The 14,417-nt window shown below is 72.0% G+C and carries 14 protein-coding genes, 1 tRNA gene, 1 other RNA gene and 1 pseudogene; 7 read left to right on the forward strand and 10 right to left on the reverse strand.

The genetic code is table 11. The features are described 5' to 3' along the window. Nucleotides 1–58 precede the first annotated feature (58 nt). A complete protein-coding gene (locus QP090_RS14565) occupies nucleotides 59–1,855 on the forward strand; it encodes a prolyl oligopeptidase family serine peptidase (protein ID WP_285939392.1) in 1,797 nt (598 codons plus the stop codon). A gap of 296 nt (nucleotides 1,856–2,151) precedes the next feature. Beyond that, on the forward strand, nucleotides 2,152–2,724 hold the full coding sequence (locus tag QP090_RS14570; protein ID WP_285939393.1) for a hypothetical protein: 573 nt from the start codon (nucleotides 2,152–2,154) through the stop codon (nucleotides 2,722–2,724). 5 nt (nucleotides 2,725–2,729) lie between these two features. Here QP090_RS14570 and QP090_RS14575 read toward each other — a convergent pair whose 3' ends face one another. After that, the gene (locus tag QP090_RS14575; RefSeq protein WP_285939394.1) at nucleotides 2,730–3,398 is read right to left on the reverse strand and encodes a TetR/AcrR family transcriptional regulator; all 669 of its coding nucleotides are present in this window, start codon (nucleotides 3,396–3,398) and stop codon (nucleotides 2,730–2,732) included. 98 nt (nucleotides 3,399–3,496) lie between these two features. On the opposite strand from QP090_RS14575, the gene QP090_RS14580 reads away from it, so the two are divergent. Then, nucleotides 3,497–3,916 (forward strand): nuclear transport factor 2 family protein, encoded by a 420-nt coding sequence (locus tag QP090_RS14580; protein WP_285939395.1) that lies wholly within the window; start codon nucleotides 3,497–3,499, stop codon nucleotides 3,914–3,916. 118 nt (nucleotides 3,917–4,034) lie between these two features. On the opposite strand, the gene QP090_RS14585 is transcribed toward QP090_RS14580, so the two are convergent. The 7 genes from QP090_RS14585 to ffs form a co-directional block, all read right to left on the reverse strand. Further along, nucleotides 4,035–5,309 carry an aspartate kinase gene (locus tag QP090_RS14585; protein ID WP_285939396.1) on the reverse strand — a complete coding sequence of 425 codons (1,275 nt, stop codon included), beginning with the start codon at nucleotides 5,307–5,309 and terminating at the stop codon, nucleotides 4,035–4,037. 87 nt (nucleotides 5,310–5,396) lie between these two features. Further along, entirely contained in the window at nucleotides 5,397–6,572 is a 1,176-nt protein-coding gene (locus tag QP090_RS14590; protein WP_285939397.1) for a hypothetical protein, read from the reverse strand. 40 nt (nucleotides 6,573–6,612) lie between these two features. Beyond that, nucleotides 6,613–7,164 carry a DUF5063 domain-containing protein gene (locus tag QP090_RS14595; RefSeq protein ID WP_285939398.1) on the reverse strand — a complete coding sequence of 184 codons (552 nt, stop codon included), beginning with the start codon at nucleotides 7,162–7,164 and terminating at the stop codon, nucleotides 6,613–6,615. Then, nucleotides 7,157–7,756: a recombination mediator RecR gene (gene recR / locus QP090_RS14600; protein WP_285939399.1), complete on the reverse strand. Its 600-nt coding sequence runs from the start codon at nucleotides 7,754–7,756 to the stop codon at nucleotides 7,157–7,159. The genes QP090_RS14595 and recR overlap by 8 nt, the downstream gene beginning before the upstream one ends. A 349-nt stretch (nucleotides 7,757–8,105) precedes the next feature. After that, nucleotides 8,106–8,492: a YbaB/EbfC family nucleoid-associated protein gene (locus QP090_RS14605; protein ID WP_432763052.1), complete on the reverse strand. Its 387-nt coding sequence runs from the start codon at nucleotides 8,490–8,492 to the stop codon at nucleotides 8,106–8,108. Nucleotides 8,493–8,656: 164 nt separating this feature from the next. Beyond that, nucleotides 8,657–10,915 carry a DNA polymerase III subunit gamma and tau gene (locus QP090_RS14610; protein WP_285939401.1) on the reverse strand — a complete coding sequence of 753 codons (2,259 nt, stop codon included), beginning with the start codon at nucleotides 10,913–10,915 and terminating at the stop codon, nucleotides 8,657–8,659. 38 nt (nucleotides 10,916–10,953) lie between these two features. Further along, nucleotides 10,954–11,049, reverse strand: an RNA gene (ffs, locus tag QP090_RS14615) — signal recognition particle sRNA small type. A 58-nt stretch (nucleotides 11,050–11,107) separates the two neighbouring features. On the opposite strand from ffs, the gene QP090_RS14620 reads away from it, so the two are divergent. From QP090_RS14620 to QP090_RS14635, 4 genes are all read left to right on the forward strand, one after another. Next, complete coding sequence (locus QP090_RS14620; RefSeq protein WP_285939402.1) at nucleotides 11,108–11,464, forward strand: DUF952 domain-containing protein; 357 nt, start codon at nucleotides 11,108–11,110, stop codon at nucleotides 11,462–11,464. A gap of 10 nt (nucleotides 11,465–11,474) precedes the next feature. Then, nucleotides 11,475–11,559: transfer RNA gene (locus QP090_RS14625), tRNA-Ser, on the forward strand. A gap of 34 nt (nucleotides 11,560–11,593) precedes the next feature. Continuing rightward, on the forward strand, nucleotides 11,594–11,773 hold the full coding sequence (locus QP090_RS14630; protein ID WP_285940081.1) for a neutral zinc metallopeptidase: 180 nt from the start codon (nucleotides 11,594–11,596) through the stop codon (nucleotides 11,771–11,773). Beyond that, nucleotides 11,770–12,099 (forward strand): type II toxin-antitoxin system VapB family antitoxin, encoded by a 330-nt coding sequence (locus QP090_RS14635; protein WP_285939403.1) that lies wholly within the window; start codon nucleotides 11,770–11,772, stop codon nucleotides 12,097–12,099. The genes QP090_RS14630 and QP090_RS14635 overlap by 4 nt, the downstream gene beginning before the upstream one ends. 3 nt (nucleotides 12,100–12,102) lie before the next feature. Here QP090_RS14635 and QP090_RS14640 read toward each other — a convergent pair whose 3' ends face one another. Both QP090_RS14640 and QP090_RS14645 read right to left on the reverse strand, forming a co-directional pair. Next, a complete protein-coding gene (locus QP090_RS14640) occupies nucleotides 12,103–13,422 on the reverse strand; it encodes a CynX/NimT family MFS transporter (RefSeq protein WP_285939404.1) in 1,320 nt (439 codons plus the stop codon). A 275-nt stretch (nucleotides 13,423–13,697) separates the two neighbouring features. After that, nucleotides 13,698–14,360, reverse strand: a pseudogene (locus QP090_RS14645) (FadR/GntR family transcriptional regulator); the annotation flags it as partial. Nucleotides 14,361–14,417 lie beyond the last annotated feature (57 nt).

Raw genomic sequence — 14,417 nt, forward strand, 5'->3', positions numbered from 1 at the left:
TCCTCCGGGCACTGTGCTCGCACGGGTCGCACGGGCCCCTTTGGGCGATACTGGGGGCATGGTCGACGATGAACGCTGGAAGGCCCGTTTCCGGGCCGCGCGGGTGAGCCTGCCCCGCTGGGCGCGCGACGCCCCGCACCGCAGCACCTACCGGTCGAACGCCACGGGGACGTGGGAGATCTATGCCTGGGACCGGGAGACCGGCGACCGGCGGCAGGTGACCGAGCGTCCGAACGGCACCTGGACGGGGGGCGTCGACCCCGCCGGCGAATGGATCTGGTGGTTCGCCGACACCGACGGCGACGAGTTCGGCGTCTGGAAGCGGACCCCGTTCCAGCCCGCACCGGACGCGGGCGGTGGCGTGGGCGAGAGCGTGCCGGCCGTGCCGGGGCTGGAGCCGTCCTACCCGTCCGGCCTGGTCCTCGGCGCGAGCGGGCTCGCCGTCGTCGGCCGGTCGACCGACAACGGCAACTCCGTGCATCTGTGCGGTCCCGGCGCGGCGCCGGAGCTGCTCTACCGGCATGCCGAGGACGCGCACGTCGCCGCGCTGTCCAGGGACGAGGGCCTGATCGCGATCGGGCACAGCGAGCACGGCGACAGCAGGCACATGGCGCTGCGCGTGCTGCGCCCCGACGGGACGACCGTCGCCGACCTGTGGGACGGGCCGGGCAAGGGCGTGTACGGGACGGCGTTCGCGCCGGTCGCCGGGGACGGCCGGCTGCTGGTCGGGCACGAGCGGCGGGGCCGCGACGAGCTGCTGATCTGGGATCCGGTCGCGGGCACCGAGCGCGAGATCGTCCTCGACCTGCCCGGCGAGATCGGCGCCGAGTGGTACCCGGACGGGTCCGCGCTGCTGATCTCCCACTCCCACCAGGCACGGGACGAGCTCTACCGCTACGACCTGGACGGCGACGGCTCCCTCACCCGGATCGACACCCCGCGCGGCGTGATCGGCGGCGCCGCCGTCCGGCCGGACGGGACGGTCGAGTTCTCGTGGTCGTCGGCCGCCGAGCCGCCGGTGATCCGTTCGACGTCCGGCGCGGTGGTGCTCGCCCCGCCCGGGCCGCCCCCGCCGCCGTCCGTCCCGGTCGAGGACGTGTGGGTGGACGGACCGGGCGGCGCGATCCACGCGCTGGTCAGCAGGCCCGAGGGCGGCGGCGACGGGCCGCTGCCGGCGGTGTTCGAGGTGCACGGCGGCCCGACGGCGCAGGACGACGACTCGTTCGTGGCGACGGCGGCGGCGTGGGTCGACCGCGGTTTCGCGGTCGTCCGGGTCAACTACCGGGGCTCGACCGGGTACGGCTCGCGGTGGCGGGACGCGATCGAGGGCCGGGTGGGCCTGACCGAGCTGGAGGACATCAAGGCGGTCCGCGACTGGGCGGTGTCGTCGGGCCTCGCCGATCCGGAGCGGCTGGTGCTGACCGGCGGCTCGTGGGGCGGCTTCCTCACCCTGCTCGGCATCGGCACCCAGCCAGGCGACTGGACCGTGGCGGTCGCCGCGGTGCCGGTCGCCGACTACGTCGCCGCGTTCGAGGACGAGATGGAGGGCCTCCAGGCGTTCGACCGGTCGTTGTTCGGCGGCTCGCCGGACGAGGTGCCGGAGCGCTACCGGGAGTCCTCACCGATCACCTACGTCGACCGGGTCCGGGCGCCGGTGCTGGTCCTGGCCGGGGAGAACGACCCGCGCTGCCCGATCAGGCAGATCGACAACTACCTGGCCAGGCTGGACGGGCTGGGCCTGCCGCACGAGGTCTACCGCTACGACGCGGGGCACGGCTCCCTGGTCGTCGAGGAGCGGATCATCCAGATGGCCGCGGAGATGGCCTTCGCCGCGAAACATCTGGGTATGTCCTGATATATACCCCGCCGGGCCGGGGTGATCCGGCCCGGCGGGGTTTACCGGTTCGACGCGGAGGGGATTCCTCCGTTCGGCCGCTTATGAGCAAATCCGGTCCGGATGACCGGTGGCCCCCCGGCGCCGCAGCCGACGTTGCGGCGCGACGCTCAGCCGACGCTCTCCACCAGAGGGCCAGCTATCCGGGGGGACACATGAACCAGCACCATGCAGCCGAACCGATCGGCCGTGCCAACCGCGCCGGCCCTACCGGCCAGGCCTGCCACCACCGTCCGACCGGCCGAAAACAGCGGGCGGTGCTCAGGACCGTCCTGCTGACGGGCTTCGCGGTCACGGCCGCGGGCTTCACCGCCAACGGTCCGGCATCCGCCGACACGACGTCCCCAGGGGGGCGCACTTCCGCCGCCGACGCCGCCGGATCCTCCGCCCGCCTGTACAAGGCCCCGCTGCGGGCGGGCTCGCGGCGCATGTCCAGATCGCTGCTCATGGAGCAGCGGTTCGCCGAATGGTCGCTGCGCTCCAACGGCATCCGCTGGCAGTCGAGCGGCGGATGCTCCGACCGCGAGCGGGAGAGCTGCACGTCCTTCGACAAGATCCGCTGGGGATCGGTGGACGGGCTGATCGACTTCAAGAAGGACAGCGGCTGCCCGCTGGTGATCACCGGCGGGACCGAGCGCGGGCACGCTCCGGGCCGCTACAGCCACGGCACCGGCTACAAGATCGACATCGTGCCGACCGCGTGCACCGACGCCCGGATCCACCGCTTCCGTCACCTGGGCACCCGCGGCGACGGCGCCGAGCTCCACCGCTCACCCGCCGACGCGGTCTTCGCCCGGGAGAGCGACCACTGGGACATCACCTTCCGCTGACCGGCTCAGGCGCGGACCTCGCGGATGATGCCCACCAGTTCCCGGGTCACCGACTTGAACCCCGGGATCCGGGACATCGACACCATCCGGTTCACCAGCGGGACGGTCCGCTCCACCAGCAGGTAGGTCTTGCGGCAGCCGGGCGAGTCGTCGTGCACCCAGTAGAGGACGATGCCCATCGAATACAGCCACAGCAGCTCGGGCAGCTCCGCCCGGAACTCCTTGTCGATCTTGAGGCTGGACCCGTCCACGACCTCGCGGTAGATCGCCACCGCCGAGTCCCGGGCGGGGCCCGACTCCGCGCTGAACGGGTTGAGCGGACTGGTCGGCTCGGCGGCGAACTTGAAGAACTTCCCGGCGAACTCGTGGTAGGGCACCATCGTGTCGACCCGCGCCTTCAGCACCCCGAGCAGCCTCGGCGCGAAGTCGCGCTCGGCGCCCAGCACCGCCCGGCAGGCCGCGACGTGCTCGTCCTGCAACTCGTCGTAGTACGCCTGGATCAGCTCCTCCTTGGAGCCGAAGTAGTAGTAGGCGTTGCCGACCGAGACGCCGGCCTCCTTGGCGATGGCCCGCATCGTGGTCGCCTCGAACCCGCGCTCGCGGAACAGCCGCAGCGCGGTCTCGACGATCAGCGCCCGCGTCTGCTCGGACTTCACGGCCTTCGTCTCGGTCACGTACGCCAGCCTAAAGCCCGCCGCCGCTCACCGAACCCGCCTCCGCGGTCACGGTCCGCGCACCGCAACCGAAAGCACGCCGGCGGTGTTGACCGGACATGTCTACCTCTCTAGCAGTTCTCAAACGCTTCTACGCGGCGGAAGCGGAGTACCTGACCTCCGGCGGACCGGGGAAGGCCGACTTCGGCGGCATGGCGAAATGCCTCGACCCCGAGGTGACCCTGCACCAGGCCGCGTCCCTCCCCTACGGCGGGACGTGGCGCGGCCACGCGGGCATGGAGCGGTTCATGGCCACGATGAGCGAACTGTGGGCGTCGCTAGAGTTCGTCGACCAGCGGTTCGCCACCGAGGGCGACACCGTCGTGGCCTACAACCGCGCCATCATGTGCTCGCGCGCGACCGGCCGCTCGCTGGACGCCTCGATCGTCCAATGGATCACGATCAAGGACGGCCTCGTGGCGGAGTTCCGCCCGTACTACCTGGACACCGCCGAGGTCATCGCCACCCTCACGCCCTGACCCGGACGCGAGCCGGGCGGACGAACCGAAAGGCCCGTCCGCCCGATCCGTCCGCCCGATCCGTCCGCCCCGGCCCTTCGGTCCCGCGTTCGGGCCGAGGGACGGTGAAGCGCCGGGCTCAGCGGCCGGTGCCGCCGTAGACGACGGCCTCGACCTGCTCCGACTCCAGGTCGAAGGAGCGGTGCGCGGCGGCGACCGCGGTGTCGATGTCGTCCTGGGCCACCACGACCGAGATCCGGATCTCCGAGGTGGAGATCATCTCGATGTTGACGCCGGCCTCGGCGATGGCCGCGAAGAACGTGGCCGTCACCCCCGGGTGCGAGCGCATGCCCGCGCCGATCAGCGAGACCTTGCCGATCCGGTCGTCGTAGCGCAGCGACTCGAACCCGATCCGCTCCTTGAGCTTGTTGAGCGCGGTCAGCGCGCTCTGCCCGTCGGTGGCCGGCAGGGTGAAGGAGATATCGGTGCGGCCGGTGGAGGCCGCCGACACGTTCTGCACGATCATGTCGATGTTGATCTCGGCGTCGGCCAGCACGGTGAAGATCGTGGCGGCCTCACCGACCTTGTCGGGCACCCCCACCACGGTGATCTTGGCTTCGCTCCGGTCGTGCGCGACGCCGGAGATGATCGCCTGCTCCATGTCGTGCCCCTCGATCTCGCTGCTGTCGACGACCCACGTGCCTTCCTTCTGGCTGAACGAGGACCGTACGTGGATCGGAATGTTGTACCGGCGCGCGTACTCGACGCAGCGCAGATGAAGGATCTTGGCACCGTTGGCGGCCATCTCCAGCATCTCCTCGTAGGAGATGCGCGGGATGTGCCGCGCCGCCGGCACGATGCGCGGGTCCGCGGTGAAGATCCCGTCGACGTCGGTGTAGATCTCGCAGACGTCGCCGTCCAGCGCGGCGGCGAGCGCCACGGCCGTGGTGTCGGAACCGCCGCGGCCGAGCGTGGTGATGTCCTTGGTGCCCTGCGAGACGCCCTGGAAGCCGGCGACGATGCAGATGGACCCCTCGTCCAGCGCGGTCCGGATCCGGCCGGGCGTCACGTCGATGATCTTGGCTTTACCGTGCGTGCCGTCTGTGATCACCCCGGCCTGGGAGCCGGTGAACGAGCGGGCCTCGTGGCCCAGGTTGGCGATGGCCATGGCCAGCAGCGCCATCGAGATGCGCTCTCCGGCGGTGAGCAGCATGTCCAGCTCGCGTGCCGGAGGCAGCGGGCTGACCTGCTTTGCCTTATCGATCAGGTCATCCGTCGTGTCGCCCATGGCGGAGACCACGACGACCACGTCGTTGCCCGCCTTCTTCGTTGCGACGATGCGCTGGGCGACCCGCTTGACGCACTCGGCGTCGGCGACGGAGGAGCCACCGTACTTCTGCACGACAAGAGCCACGGGTGGGCGCTCCTCGGATCGGGGTCGGGCGTACCGGCAAAAGTCTACCGATGCCCACCCGACGCGGTTACGGGGAGGTAACTCCAATCAGCAGTAGTACCGCGGATCGTCGCTGAAGCCGTAGTGGACGGCGTCCGCGCCGAGCGAGAGCCACGCCAGCGCCGGACGCCCCGGCGGCAGCGGCGGGCTCGCCGGCCGCGGCGGGTCGAACGCCGCCCAGTCGACCACCGGCGCCGCGTCCGGCGCGGTCCGCAGATACGGGACGAGGTCGACGTCGGCGACGTGGCGGCCCGCGTCGTAGACCGACAGTGTGAGGCACTCGGGCGGCTGGCCGTCGTCCTGATCGATCTGCCGGAACGGGCTGCCCCGCAGGTGGCCGAGCAGTTTTCCACAGGCCCAGCGCAGTTCCCCCAGGTCGGCGGTGACGACCCGGTCGAACGAGTTCGTGCCGTAGTTGTCGGCCATCTGCCCAAACTCCAGGACGTACCAGCCGTACCGCCCCTCGGACGGGACGCCCTCCCGCGCCGGCGGCGGCTCCGAGTCCGCGTCCATCCATTCCGGGCACAGCACCGCGAAGCGCTGCTCCCACTCCGCGGCGTCCGGTGCTCCGCTCCAGCGCAGTGCGGCGGCGAGCGCGCTGACGGCGAACGCGTCCGACGGGTCCAGGTCGGTCGCGCGCCGGGCGGCCTCGACGAGCGAGGCGAGGAGGGCACGGCCCGCCTCGTCGGACTCGGGCAGCGGGGGGCCGTCCCGTCCGGACTCCTCGACATGGTGGTCCCAGGCCGCCGCGTGCAGCGAGACCAGCCCGACGGCCGCCGCGGCGTCGCCGGGGTCCGCGGCGAGCAGCCCGTCCAGCAGGGCGAACACCTCGTCGTGGCGGCGGGCGATCTCCGCCTCCCACGCCTCCTCGGGGTCGGGCTCCTCGTCCGGGTCGGACTCCGCGTCGTCGGGGTCGATGTCCTGGTCCCAGGGCTCCTGCGGGCGCATCTCCAGCAGCTCGCGGTCAAGGAGCGAGGCGAGCAGCAGGGCCGCCTGCCGATCACCCCGGTCGAGTTCGAGCGCACGGCGCAGCCACAGCTCGGGGTCGCCAGGCGCGTCGCGAGGGAGCCACGGCCGCGGGTTCAGGCACAGCAGGCGTCCCAGCATGGACGCGGCCTTCGCGTGCCCGCCCTCGGCGGCCTCCAGCAGCGGCTCACCCGCCGCGTCGAACTCGCCCGCGTCGAGAAGCGCGGTGGCGCGGTCGAACCGCCGTTGAGGATCCATTCGGCCGGACACTCCGGGAGCTGATGTGTGGAACCGGGGCCTACTGGACCGCGGCGGCCTGTTCGTTGACGACGTCCAGGCGGGCGTTGGCGATGACGGCGTGCAGGGCGCGGAGGGCGGCGCCCGCGTGGTTGCCCCAGTGGTTGAAGTAGGAGTACTGCCACCACCACAGCGCCTCCAGCGGACGGTCCTGCTGGAAGTGCCGCAGGCCGTGCACGAGATCGCTGGCGACGTCGACCAGGTCGTCCGACAGCCGGTAGGACGTGGGCTCGGTGTCCTTGTAGGGGTCGAAGACCTCCACGTACTCGTCCACGGAGGTGAGGCGCTCGGCCAGGCCCTGCCGGACGGCGTCGAGGTCGGGGTCGTCGCCGACCTCCGGCTCCCAGTTGTCCGGGAGGATCACGTCGGCGCTCGCGCCGAGCTGGGCGCCGGCCAGGATGACCTGCGAGACCTCCAGGAGCAGCAGGGGCACGGTGTGCACGCCGCCGTCGCCGCGCGCGACGGCCTCGAGGCCGTTCAGATAGTTGTCCACATGGCGCGCCACGCGTTCGGCGAGGGCGTTCCAGTCCTGCGGGCTGTTGGAGTCAGACATCGAGCAGCCTCCGTCCTTCGAATGCGCGGCCCAGCGTTACCTCGTCGGCGTACTCGAGGTCGCCGCCCACCGGCAGGCCGCTGGCCAGGCGGGTGACGGTGAGTCCCATGGGTTTCACCAGCCGGGCGAGGTAGGTCGCGGTCGCCTCGCCCTCCAGGTTGGGATCGGTGGCGAGGATCAGCTCGGTGACCGTGCCGTCCGCCAGGCGCTGCATCAGCTCACGGATCCGCAGTTCCTCGGGCCCGACGCCCTCGATCGGGCTGATCGCGCCGCCGAGCACGTGGTACCGGCCGCGGAACTCGCGGGTCTTCTCGATCGCGACAACGTCCTTGGACTCCTCGACCACACAGATGGTCTGCGGGTCGCGGCGGACGTCCCGGCAGATGCGGCACTCCTCTTCCTCGGCCACGTTCCCGCACGTCTTGCAGAAGCGGACCTTGTCCTTGACCTCCTTGAGCGCCGTGGACAAGCGCTCGACGTCGACGGGATCGGCGGCGAGGAGGTGGAAGGCGATCCGCTGCGCGCTCTTGGGGCCGACGCCGGGCAGCCTGCCCAGCTCGTCGATGAGGTTCTGGACCACCCCTTCGTACAACGGTCCCTTCCTTTCACGTTCGGTCGGCGTTCCCGACGGACCGGATGCCGTGCCCTTCCGGTACCGGACGCCGGTCTCGGCGGCCGGCCGGTCGGCGGCCTTCGTCAGGTTGTGGCCTGCGGACTTCGACAGCGGCCCCGCGCCGGAGGTTTTGGCCTTTCAGCACGGGCTTTTCGTTCTGACTTTTCGTTCCTGCGCACGTCCCGGCCCGGATGGGCGGCCGTGGACGGGGCCATGGGGCGGATCCGTACGGTGACGGCTCCGCTCCCCATTGAAGACAAGGCTCACATAGACGGTGCGGGTGAGGCCAGGGCTTGATGTGCCAAGGTCCCCGGGGTGCCGGGGCGGTTCAGGCGCCGGGCAGCCCGCCGGGGCCGCCGAGACCGGGGAACCCGCCCGGCAGTCCGCCGGGGCCGCCGAGTCCGGGCACACCGCCTCCGCCGAGTCCCTCGGCGAGCGGGCCCATCTTCTCCTGCTGGAGCTCCTGCGCGACCCGGCCCGCGTCGCGGATCGCCGCGAGCACCAGGTCGGCGATGGTCTCGGCAGTGTCGGCCGGATCATCGATATCGACGGCCTTCGGGTCGATGGTCAGGCCGGTGACCTCGCCCTGTCCGTTGACCGTCGCGGTGACCAGCCCGCCTCCGGCGGTGCCCTTCACCTCGGTCTCCGCGAGCTCGCGCTGCGCGGTGAAAAGCTGCTCCTGCATGCGCTGGGCCTGCTGGAGCAGCTCCTGCATGTTCAACTGACCACCGGGTTCCACGGTGCACTCCGTTCTTCCGGCCCTGGTGAGGGCCCTGTTCTCGGCGACCCGCCGACCACCGGACGTCTGTTCCCCCGAGACTACGGGTTTCGCACGAGATCCGGTAAGCACCGGTGGTGCGTCCCGTTCCGGCGGCCGGTTCAGGAGTTGTCGATCTCCCGGATGACCTGACCGCCGAGTTCGCGCTGGATGAGCGCCATCCCGTTCATCTCCGCCTCGTTGCCGTCCGCGTCGGCGTCGCCCTCGGGGTCGACCTCTTCCCTCTCGTCCACCGGCGAGGGCTCCGAGGGCGGCGGGGGCTCGTCCGGGGGAGGCGGCAGCGGCCCGGGGTCGTCCGCGCCCCGCCGTCCGCCGGAGGACACCGAGCCGGACGGCCCGGGAGGCGTCGCCGACCACGGCCCCTGGCTGGAGGGCGCTTGCGCGGTCGCGACCGCGGCCCCGCCGGCGGACCCCGCGGAAGGAGCGGCGCTCTGGCCGTATCCCTGCCCCGTCCCGCCGGCCCCTGCTCCCTGCCCTTGGCCGCCGCCCTGGCCCTGGCTGTGGCCGTACCCCTGGCCGGCCACGGGCCCGGACCGTCCACCGGGCCCGGCCGAGCGCGTCCCGGTGGACACCGCTCCGGCGAGAACGGTGTCGACCCGCCAGTCGACGCCCATGCGCTCCTTGAGCACCTCGCGGAGAACCACGTCACGGCCGCCGTTGGCGAAGTTGGTGCGGGCTCCCTCGGCCTCGAAGGAAAGGGTGAGCAGGTTCCGGTCGAGCGAGACCGGCCGCACCCCCGACATGATCACCATCCAGGCGACGCGACTCTTCTGCTTGACGGCCTCGACGATGTCCGGCCACAACTGCTGCACGGTCGCGACGTCCCCCTGCGAGGGCGGGGGGCGTTGCCCGGACGGCGCCTGCTGAGCGGGCACCTGCTGAGCGGGCTGCTGCTGACGGGACGGCGGTTGAGCGGGGGGCTGCTGCGGGGACGGTCGCTGTGAGCCGCCTTCCTGCGCCGGGCCTGACCGAGCACCTGCCTGCCCGCCACCAGCCTCCTGCCCCTGCCGTTGGCCCTGGCCCTGCCGTTGGCTCTGGCCTTGCCCCTGCTCCGGCCCTTGCGCTTGCCCTTGCTCCTGTCCCTGCTGGACGGACGGGGGAACGGCCGCGAAGGCGGGCGCGGGAACCGAAGGAGCAGTCCCCCCTGCGCCCGAAGCCCCCTGGGAGCCGCCCGCCGAACCGTTCCCGAGACCGCCGCCTTGCGCCGCCTGGCGTTCGAGCCGATCCAGCCGGGCCAGCATCGACGACTCGTCCTCGTACGCGGCGGGCAGCAGGATGCGCGCGCAGATCAGTTCCAGCAGCAGCCGCGGCGACGTCGCGCCGCGCATCTCGGTGAGTCCGGTGTGCAGCAGGTCCGCCGCGCGCGTCAGTTCCGCCGCCCCCATGGACGCGGCCTGCCGCCGCATCTGCTCCATCTCGTCCGGCGGGACGTTCAGCAGCCCGGAGCCCCCGGCCTCCGGGACGTTCGTGAGGATCACCAGGTCCCGGACGCGCTCCAGCAGGTCGGCGGTGAACCGGCGCGGATCCTGGCCGCTCTCGACCACGCGGTCGATGGCCGCGAACACCGCGGCGCCGTCGCGGGCGGAGAAGGCGGCGACGACGCCGTCCAGGAGCGTCGAGTCGGTGAAGCCGAGCAGCGACACGGCGCGCGCGTACGTGATGCCGTTCTCGTCCGAGCCGGCGAGGAGCTGGTCCAGGATCGACAGCGTGTCGCGCGCCGACCCCGCTCCGGCCCGGACGGCCAGCGGCAGCGCGGACGCCTCGAACGGGACGTCCTCGGCCCGCAGGATCTCCTCGACGAGGTCCTGGAGCACGCCGGGCGGGATCAGCCGGAAGGCGTAGTGGTGGGTCCGGGACCGGATCGTCCCGATGACCTTCTCGGGCTCGGTGGTCGCGAACACGAACTTCAGATGCGGCGGCGGTTCCTCGACGAGCTTCAGCAGCGCGTTGAAGCCCTCCCGGGTGACCATGTGCGCCTCGTCGATGATGTACACCTTGAAGCGCGCCGACACCGGCGCGAAGAACGCGCGTTCGCGCAGGTCACGGGCGTCGTCGACGCCTCCGTGCGAGGCGGCGTCGATCTCGATGACGTCGATGTGGCCGGTCCCGGTCGGCCCGAGCGCGACGCACGAGTCGCACTTCCCGCACGGTTCCGGGGTCGGCCCCTGCTCGCAGTTCAGCGAACGGGCCAGGATGCGGGCACTGGACGTCTTACCGCAGCCGCGGGGGCCGCTGAACAGGTACGCGTGGTTGATCCGCCCGTTGCGCAGCGCCTGTTGCAGCGGATCGGCGACGTGCTCCTGCCCCTTGAGCTCGGCGAACGTCGCTGGCCGGTACTTGCGGTACAGAGCCAGACTCATGGGGTCCGCCCTCCCTCGAGAAGCAGAGCGCCGGGAACGAAAAGGACCCCCCGCACACCCGCCAGAGCCCGCTTATCCTTGCTGCCTTCCGGCCCTGGGGAGGTTCACAGGGTGACGCCGTGCGAGGGGTCTGCCCGAAGTCTATGACATCCCCGGGCCCCGGTTGCACGCTTCCGGCGTAGGCTCGCGCCCATGTCCGCCCCCGACACCGCAACGCCGCAGGAGACACTCCTGCACATCGCCGAACTCCGGCACTGGGAATCCGCGCGCGACGCGGGTGTGTCGTACGCGATGTCCACCCTCGGACGGTCCCTCGCCGACGAGGGCTTCGTCCACTGCTCGACCGACCTCGCGCAGGTGGAGGGCGTGCTCGGCCGCTTCTACTCCCGCGTACCCCGCAGTGGCCTCGTCCTGCTGGTCATCGACCCTGCGCGGCTCGACGCGCCGGTCCGGTACGAGGCCGCCGGCGAGGAGGTCTTCCCGCACGTCTACGGGGAGATTCCGCTCAGGGCGATTATTGATGCCCGCCCACTGCCCGAGACCCGGTAAGCTCGGCGGCGGAGGATTCGCCTAGTGGCCTAGGGCGCACGCTTGGAAAGCGTGTTGCGTGCAAGCGCTCGCGAGTTCGAATCTCGCATCCTCCGCTTGCTGAGAGGCATGACGTCGAGGCCGGTACCCATGGGGTGCCGGCCTCTCGCGTTGGTCAGGGGTGGTGGAGGCCGGGTGAATCCGGACAAATTCCCCCATGGGACGTCCCAGCAGCGGCGCACATGGTTGACGACCGGCCCTCGCTCGGGTGAGCCGGCCGGTTGCGCTACCTTCTCCGACCCCATCCGACCCCGTAGACTCGAAGCGTGATCTTCAAGGCGGTAGGTGACGGAAGGCCCTATCCCGCGCATGGGCTCTCGTCCGGCGACTGGGCCAAGATCCCGCCGCGCCAGGTCCGCCTCGACCAGCTCGTCAGCACCAAACGGGAACTCGACCTCCAGTCCTTGCTGGCCAAGGACTCCACGTTCTACGGCGACCTGTTCCCGCACGTGGTGCAGTGGCGGGGCGAGCTCTACCTGGAGGACGGCCTGCACCGGGCGCTCCGGGCCGCCCTGCATCAGCGGCTCGTTCTGCACGCCCGCGTGCTCGACCTCGACGCCGTCGACGTCAACGCGGTCGACTCCGGCACGTCCTGAGCGTCAGCGGGACCCGACCCGTTCGGCCATCGCGGCGGAGCCGATCTTGGGCTCGATGAGCTGCTCGACGCGGCCCTCCGGGCGGGCGCTCGGCCACAGGAGGCCGGGACGCGCGGCCAGCAGGCCGAACACGGTCTCGGGGACCACCAGCGCGAGCAGCAGGGTCAGCGACACGTCCCAGCCGCCGGTGGCCGAGTGCAGGACTCCGACGGCCAGCGGGCCGAACCCGGCGAGGAGGTAGCCGCCGGTCTGGGCCATGCCCGACAGCCGGGCGGCGACGGACGGGCCGGGCGAGCGCAGGCTGAGCAGCGTGTAGGCGAGCGGGAACGCCGAGCCGGTGCCGAGGCCGAGGACGGCGACCCACACCCAGCCGGCGCCCGGGGCGAGCAGCAGCCCGAGGATGCCGATCACCATCGTGGCGGCGACGCCGGCGACCATCGACCGCTGGTCGCGCATCCGGGCGGCCAGCACCGGCACCAGGAAGCCCAGCGGGATACCGATGATCATCATGACCGAGACCATCATCCCGCCGGTCGCGGCGGAGTACCCGGCGTCCCGCATGATCTCCGGCAGCCACGACATGAGCACGTAGAACATCAGCGAGGCCAGCCCCATGAAGGCCGCCACGTACCAGGCCAGCGGGGCGCGCAGCAGCGACCCCTCGCCGGCCGCGGCCCGCCCGCCCGGGGCGGGCCGGACGTCGGGTCCGGACGCGGCGGACAGGGCGTCCTGGCGCCGGCCGCGCAGTGCGAGCGGCCCCCACGCCAGGGCGGCGATCAGCGACGGGACGGCCCAGACGGCCAGGGCGAGGCGCCATCCGCCCGCGTCGTCCAGCGGGACGGCGAGCCCGGCCGCGATCGCGCCGCTGCTCGCCATGAGCATCATCGCCAGGCCGGTCAGCGATCCGACCCGGTCGGGGAAGACGCGCTTGATGACCGCGGGCATGAGCACGTTGCCCATCGCGATGCCCGCTCCGGCCAGCACGGTCCCGGCGTACAGCGCGGGCTGCACCGGGACGACCCGCAGCACGATCCCCAGCGTGATCATCACCAGCGCGCCGGCGATCGCCGTCTCGGCGCCAACCCGCCGGGCCAGCACCGGGGCGACCGAGGCGAACCCGCCCAGGCACAGCACCGGCAGCGTGGTGAGGACGCTCACCCCCACACCGGACAGCCCGAAGGCGTCCTGGAGCTCGCCGAGCATCGGGGAGATGCCGGCGATCGCGGCCCGCAGGTTGACGGTCAGGAGGACCAGGCCGGTGACGGTCCAGATCGCGGTGGCGCGTGAGACGCGGGGGGCAGGGGTCGTGCTCGTGGTGGTCATGTCGCCTTCGTCATGCGCCGTGGCGCGTCGAACGTGGGGATGATCGGATCGCGGCGGACGGCCTCGGGCCCTTGAGAAGGACCACCGTCCGCGAAATGGGACCGGGCCCGTGGTGCGTTCAGGCCCGGCGAAAGTCGGAAGGTCTGGGGGCGGAAGGGTCAGACGGGCGCCGGCGACTCCGGGCCGTCCGCGGCGGGCGCCTGGCCCCGTGGAACGCCGGCGGCGCCGCCGGACGGCTCGGTCCCCGTGGACGGCGCGGTGCCGCCGGACGGAGCGGTCGAGCGGAGGATCTGGTCGAGACACGAGTGCGTCGCCTCCGCGGCGGCGGTCGCGTCGCCCGCCTCGATGGCGTTGGCGATGGTGTCGTGCGGGATGCCGGAGTACTCCAGCAGGGCGCCGGCCGCTCCGATGCTGGCGCGCAGCACCATGCCGAAGTCGCGGTAGAGCTCGGTCAGCACCTGGTTGTGCGTGGCCTCGACGACCGTCAGGTGGAACTCGAGGTCGGCCTCGACGAACGCGCCGTGGTCACCGGCCGCCCAGGCGGCGTCGCGGCGGGCGAGGGCCGCGCCGATGGCCTCGATGTCGGCGGGGGTGCGGCGGGTGGCGGCGAGGCGCGCGGCCTCCACCTCCAGGCCCCGCCGCACCTCCAGGATCTCGATCAGCTCGGCGGTCTGGAGCCGGCGCCGGACGGCTCCGGAGAGCTCGCTCGTGGCGCGGACGTAGGTTCCGTCGCCCTGCCTGCCCTCCAGGAGTCCCGCGTGCGTCAGCGCGCGGACCGCCTCCCGGACGGTGTTGCGGCCGACCCCGAGGGACTCCGACAGCACCGGCTCCGGCGGGATCTTCGCACCGACGGCCCAGCCGCCCGAGGAGATCTCCTCCCGGAGCTGGTCGATCACCTGCTCGACCAGCGACGCACGGCGGGCGGTGCGGAGTGTCACGGTCCCTCCCGATCGCGGCCCGAACCGGAACCTCCGGTGAGCCAGTCATCCCATGTC

Origin of the sequence: Actinomadura xylanilytica, assembly GCF_030283145.1 — a bacterium.
Lineage (GTDB): Bacteria > Actinomycetota > Actinomycetes > Streptosporangiales > Streptosporangiaceae > Spirillospora > Spirillospora xylanilytica.

Bases quoted from the DNA above. Each gene is read 5' to 3' on its own strand.
- QP090_RS14565 (WP_285939392.1), top strand. From the start codon at position 59: ATGGTCGACGATGAACGCTGGAAGGCCCGTTTCCGGGCCGCGCGGGTG.
- QP090_RS14580 (WP_285939395.1), top strand. From the start codon at position 3,497: ATGTCTACCTCTCTAGCAGTTCTCAAACGCTTCTACGCGGCGGAAGCG.
- QP090_RS14590 (WP_285939397.1), bottom strand. From the start codon at position 6,572: ATGGATCCTCAACGGCGGTTCGACCGCGCCACCGCGCTTCTCGACGCG.
- QP090_RS14595 (WP_285939398.1), bottom strand. From the start codon at position 7,164: ATGTCTGACTCCAACAGCCCGCAGGACTGGAACGCCCTCGCCGAACGC.
- QP090_RS14605 (WP_432763052.1), bottom strand. From the start codon at position 8,492: ATGCAGGAGCTGCTCCAGCAGGCCCAGCGCATGCAGGAGCAGCTTTTC.
- QP090_RS14610 (WP_285939401.1), bottom strand. From the start codon at position 10,915: ATGAGTCTGGCTCTGTACCGCAAGTACCGGCCAGCGACGTTCGCCGAG.
- QP090_RS14620 (WP_285939402.1), top strand. From the start codon at position 11,108: ATGTCCGCCCCCGACACCGCAACGCCGCAGGAGACACTCCTGCACATC.
- QP090_RS14630 (WP_285940081.1), top strand. From the start codon at position 11,594: ATGGGGTGCCGGCCTCTCGCGTTGGTCAGGGGTGGTGGAGGCCGGGTG.
- QP090_RS14640 (WP_285939404.1), bottom strand. From the start codon at position 13,422: ATGACCACCACGAGCACGACCCCTGCCCCCCGCGTCTCACGCGCCACC.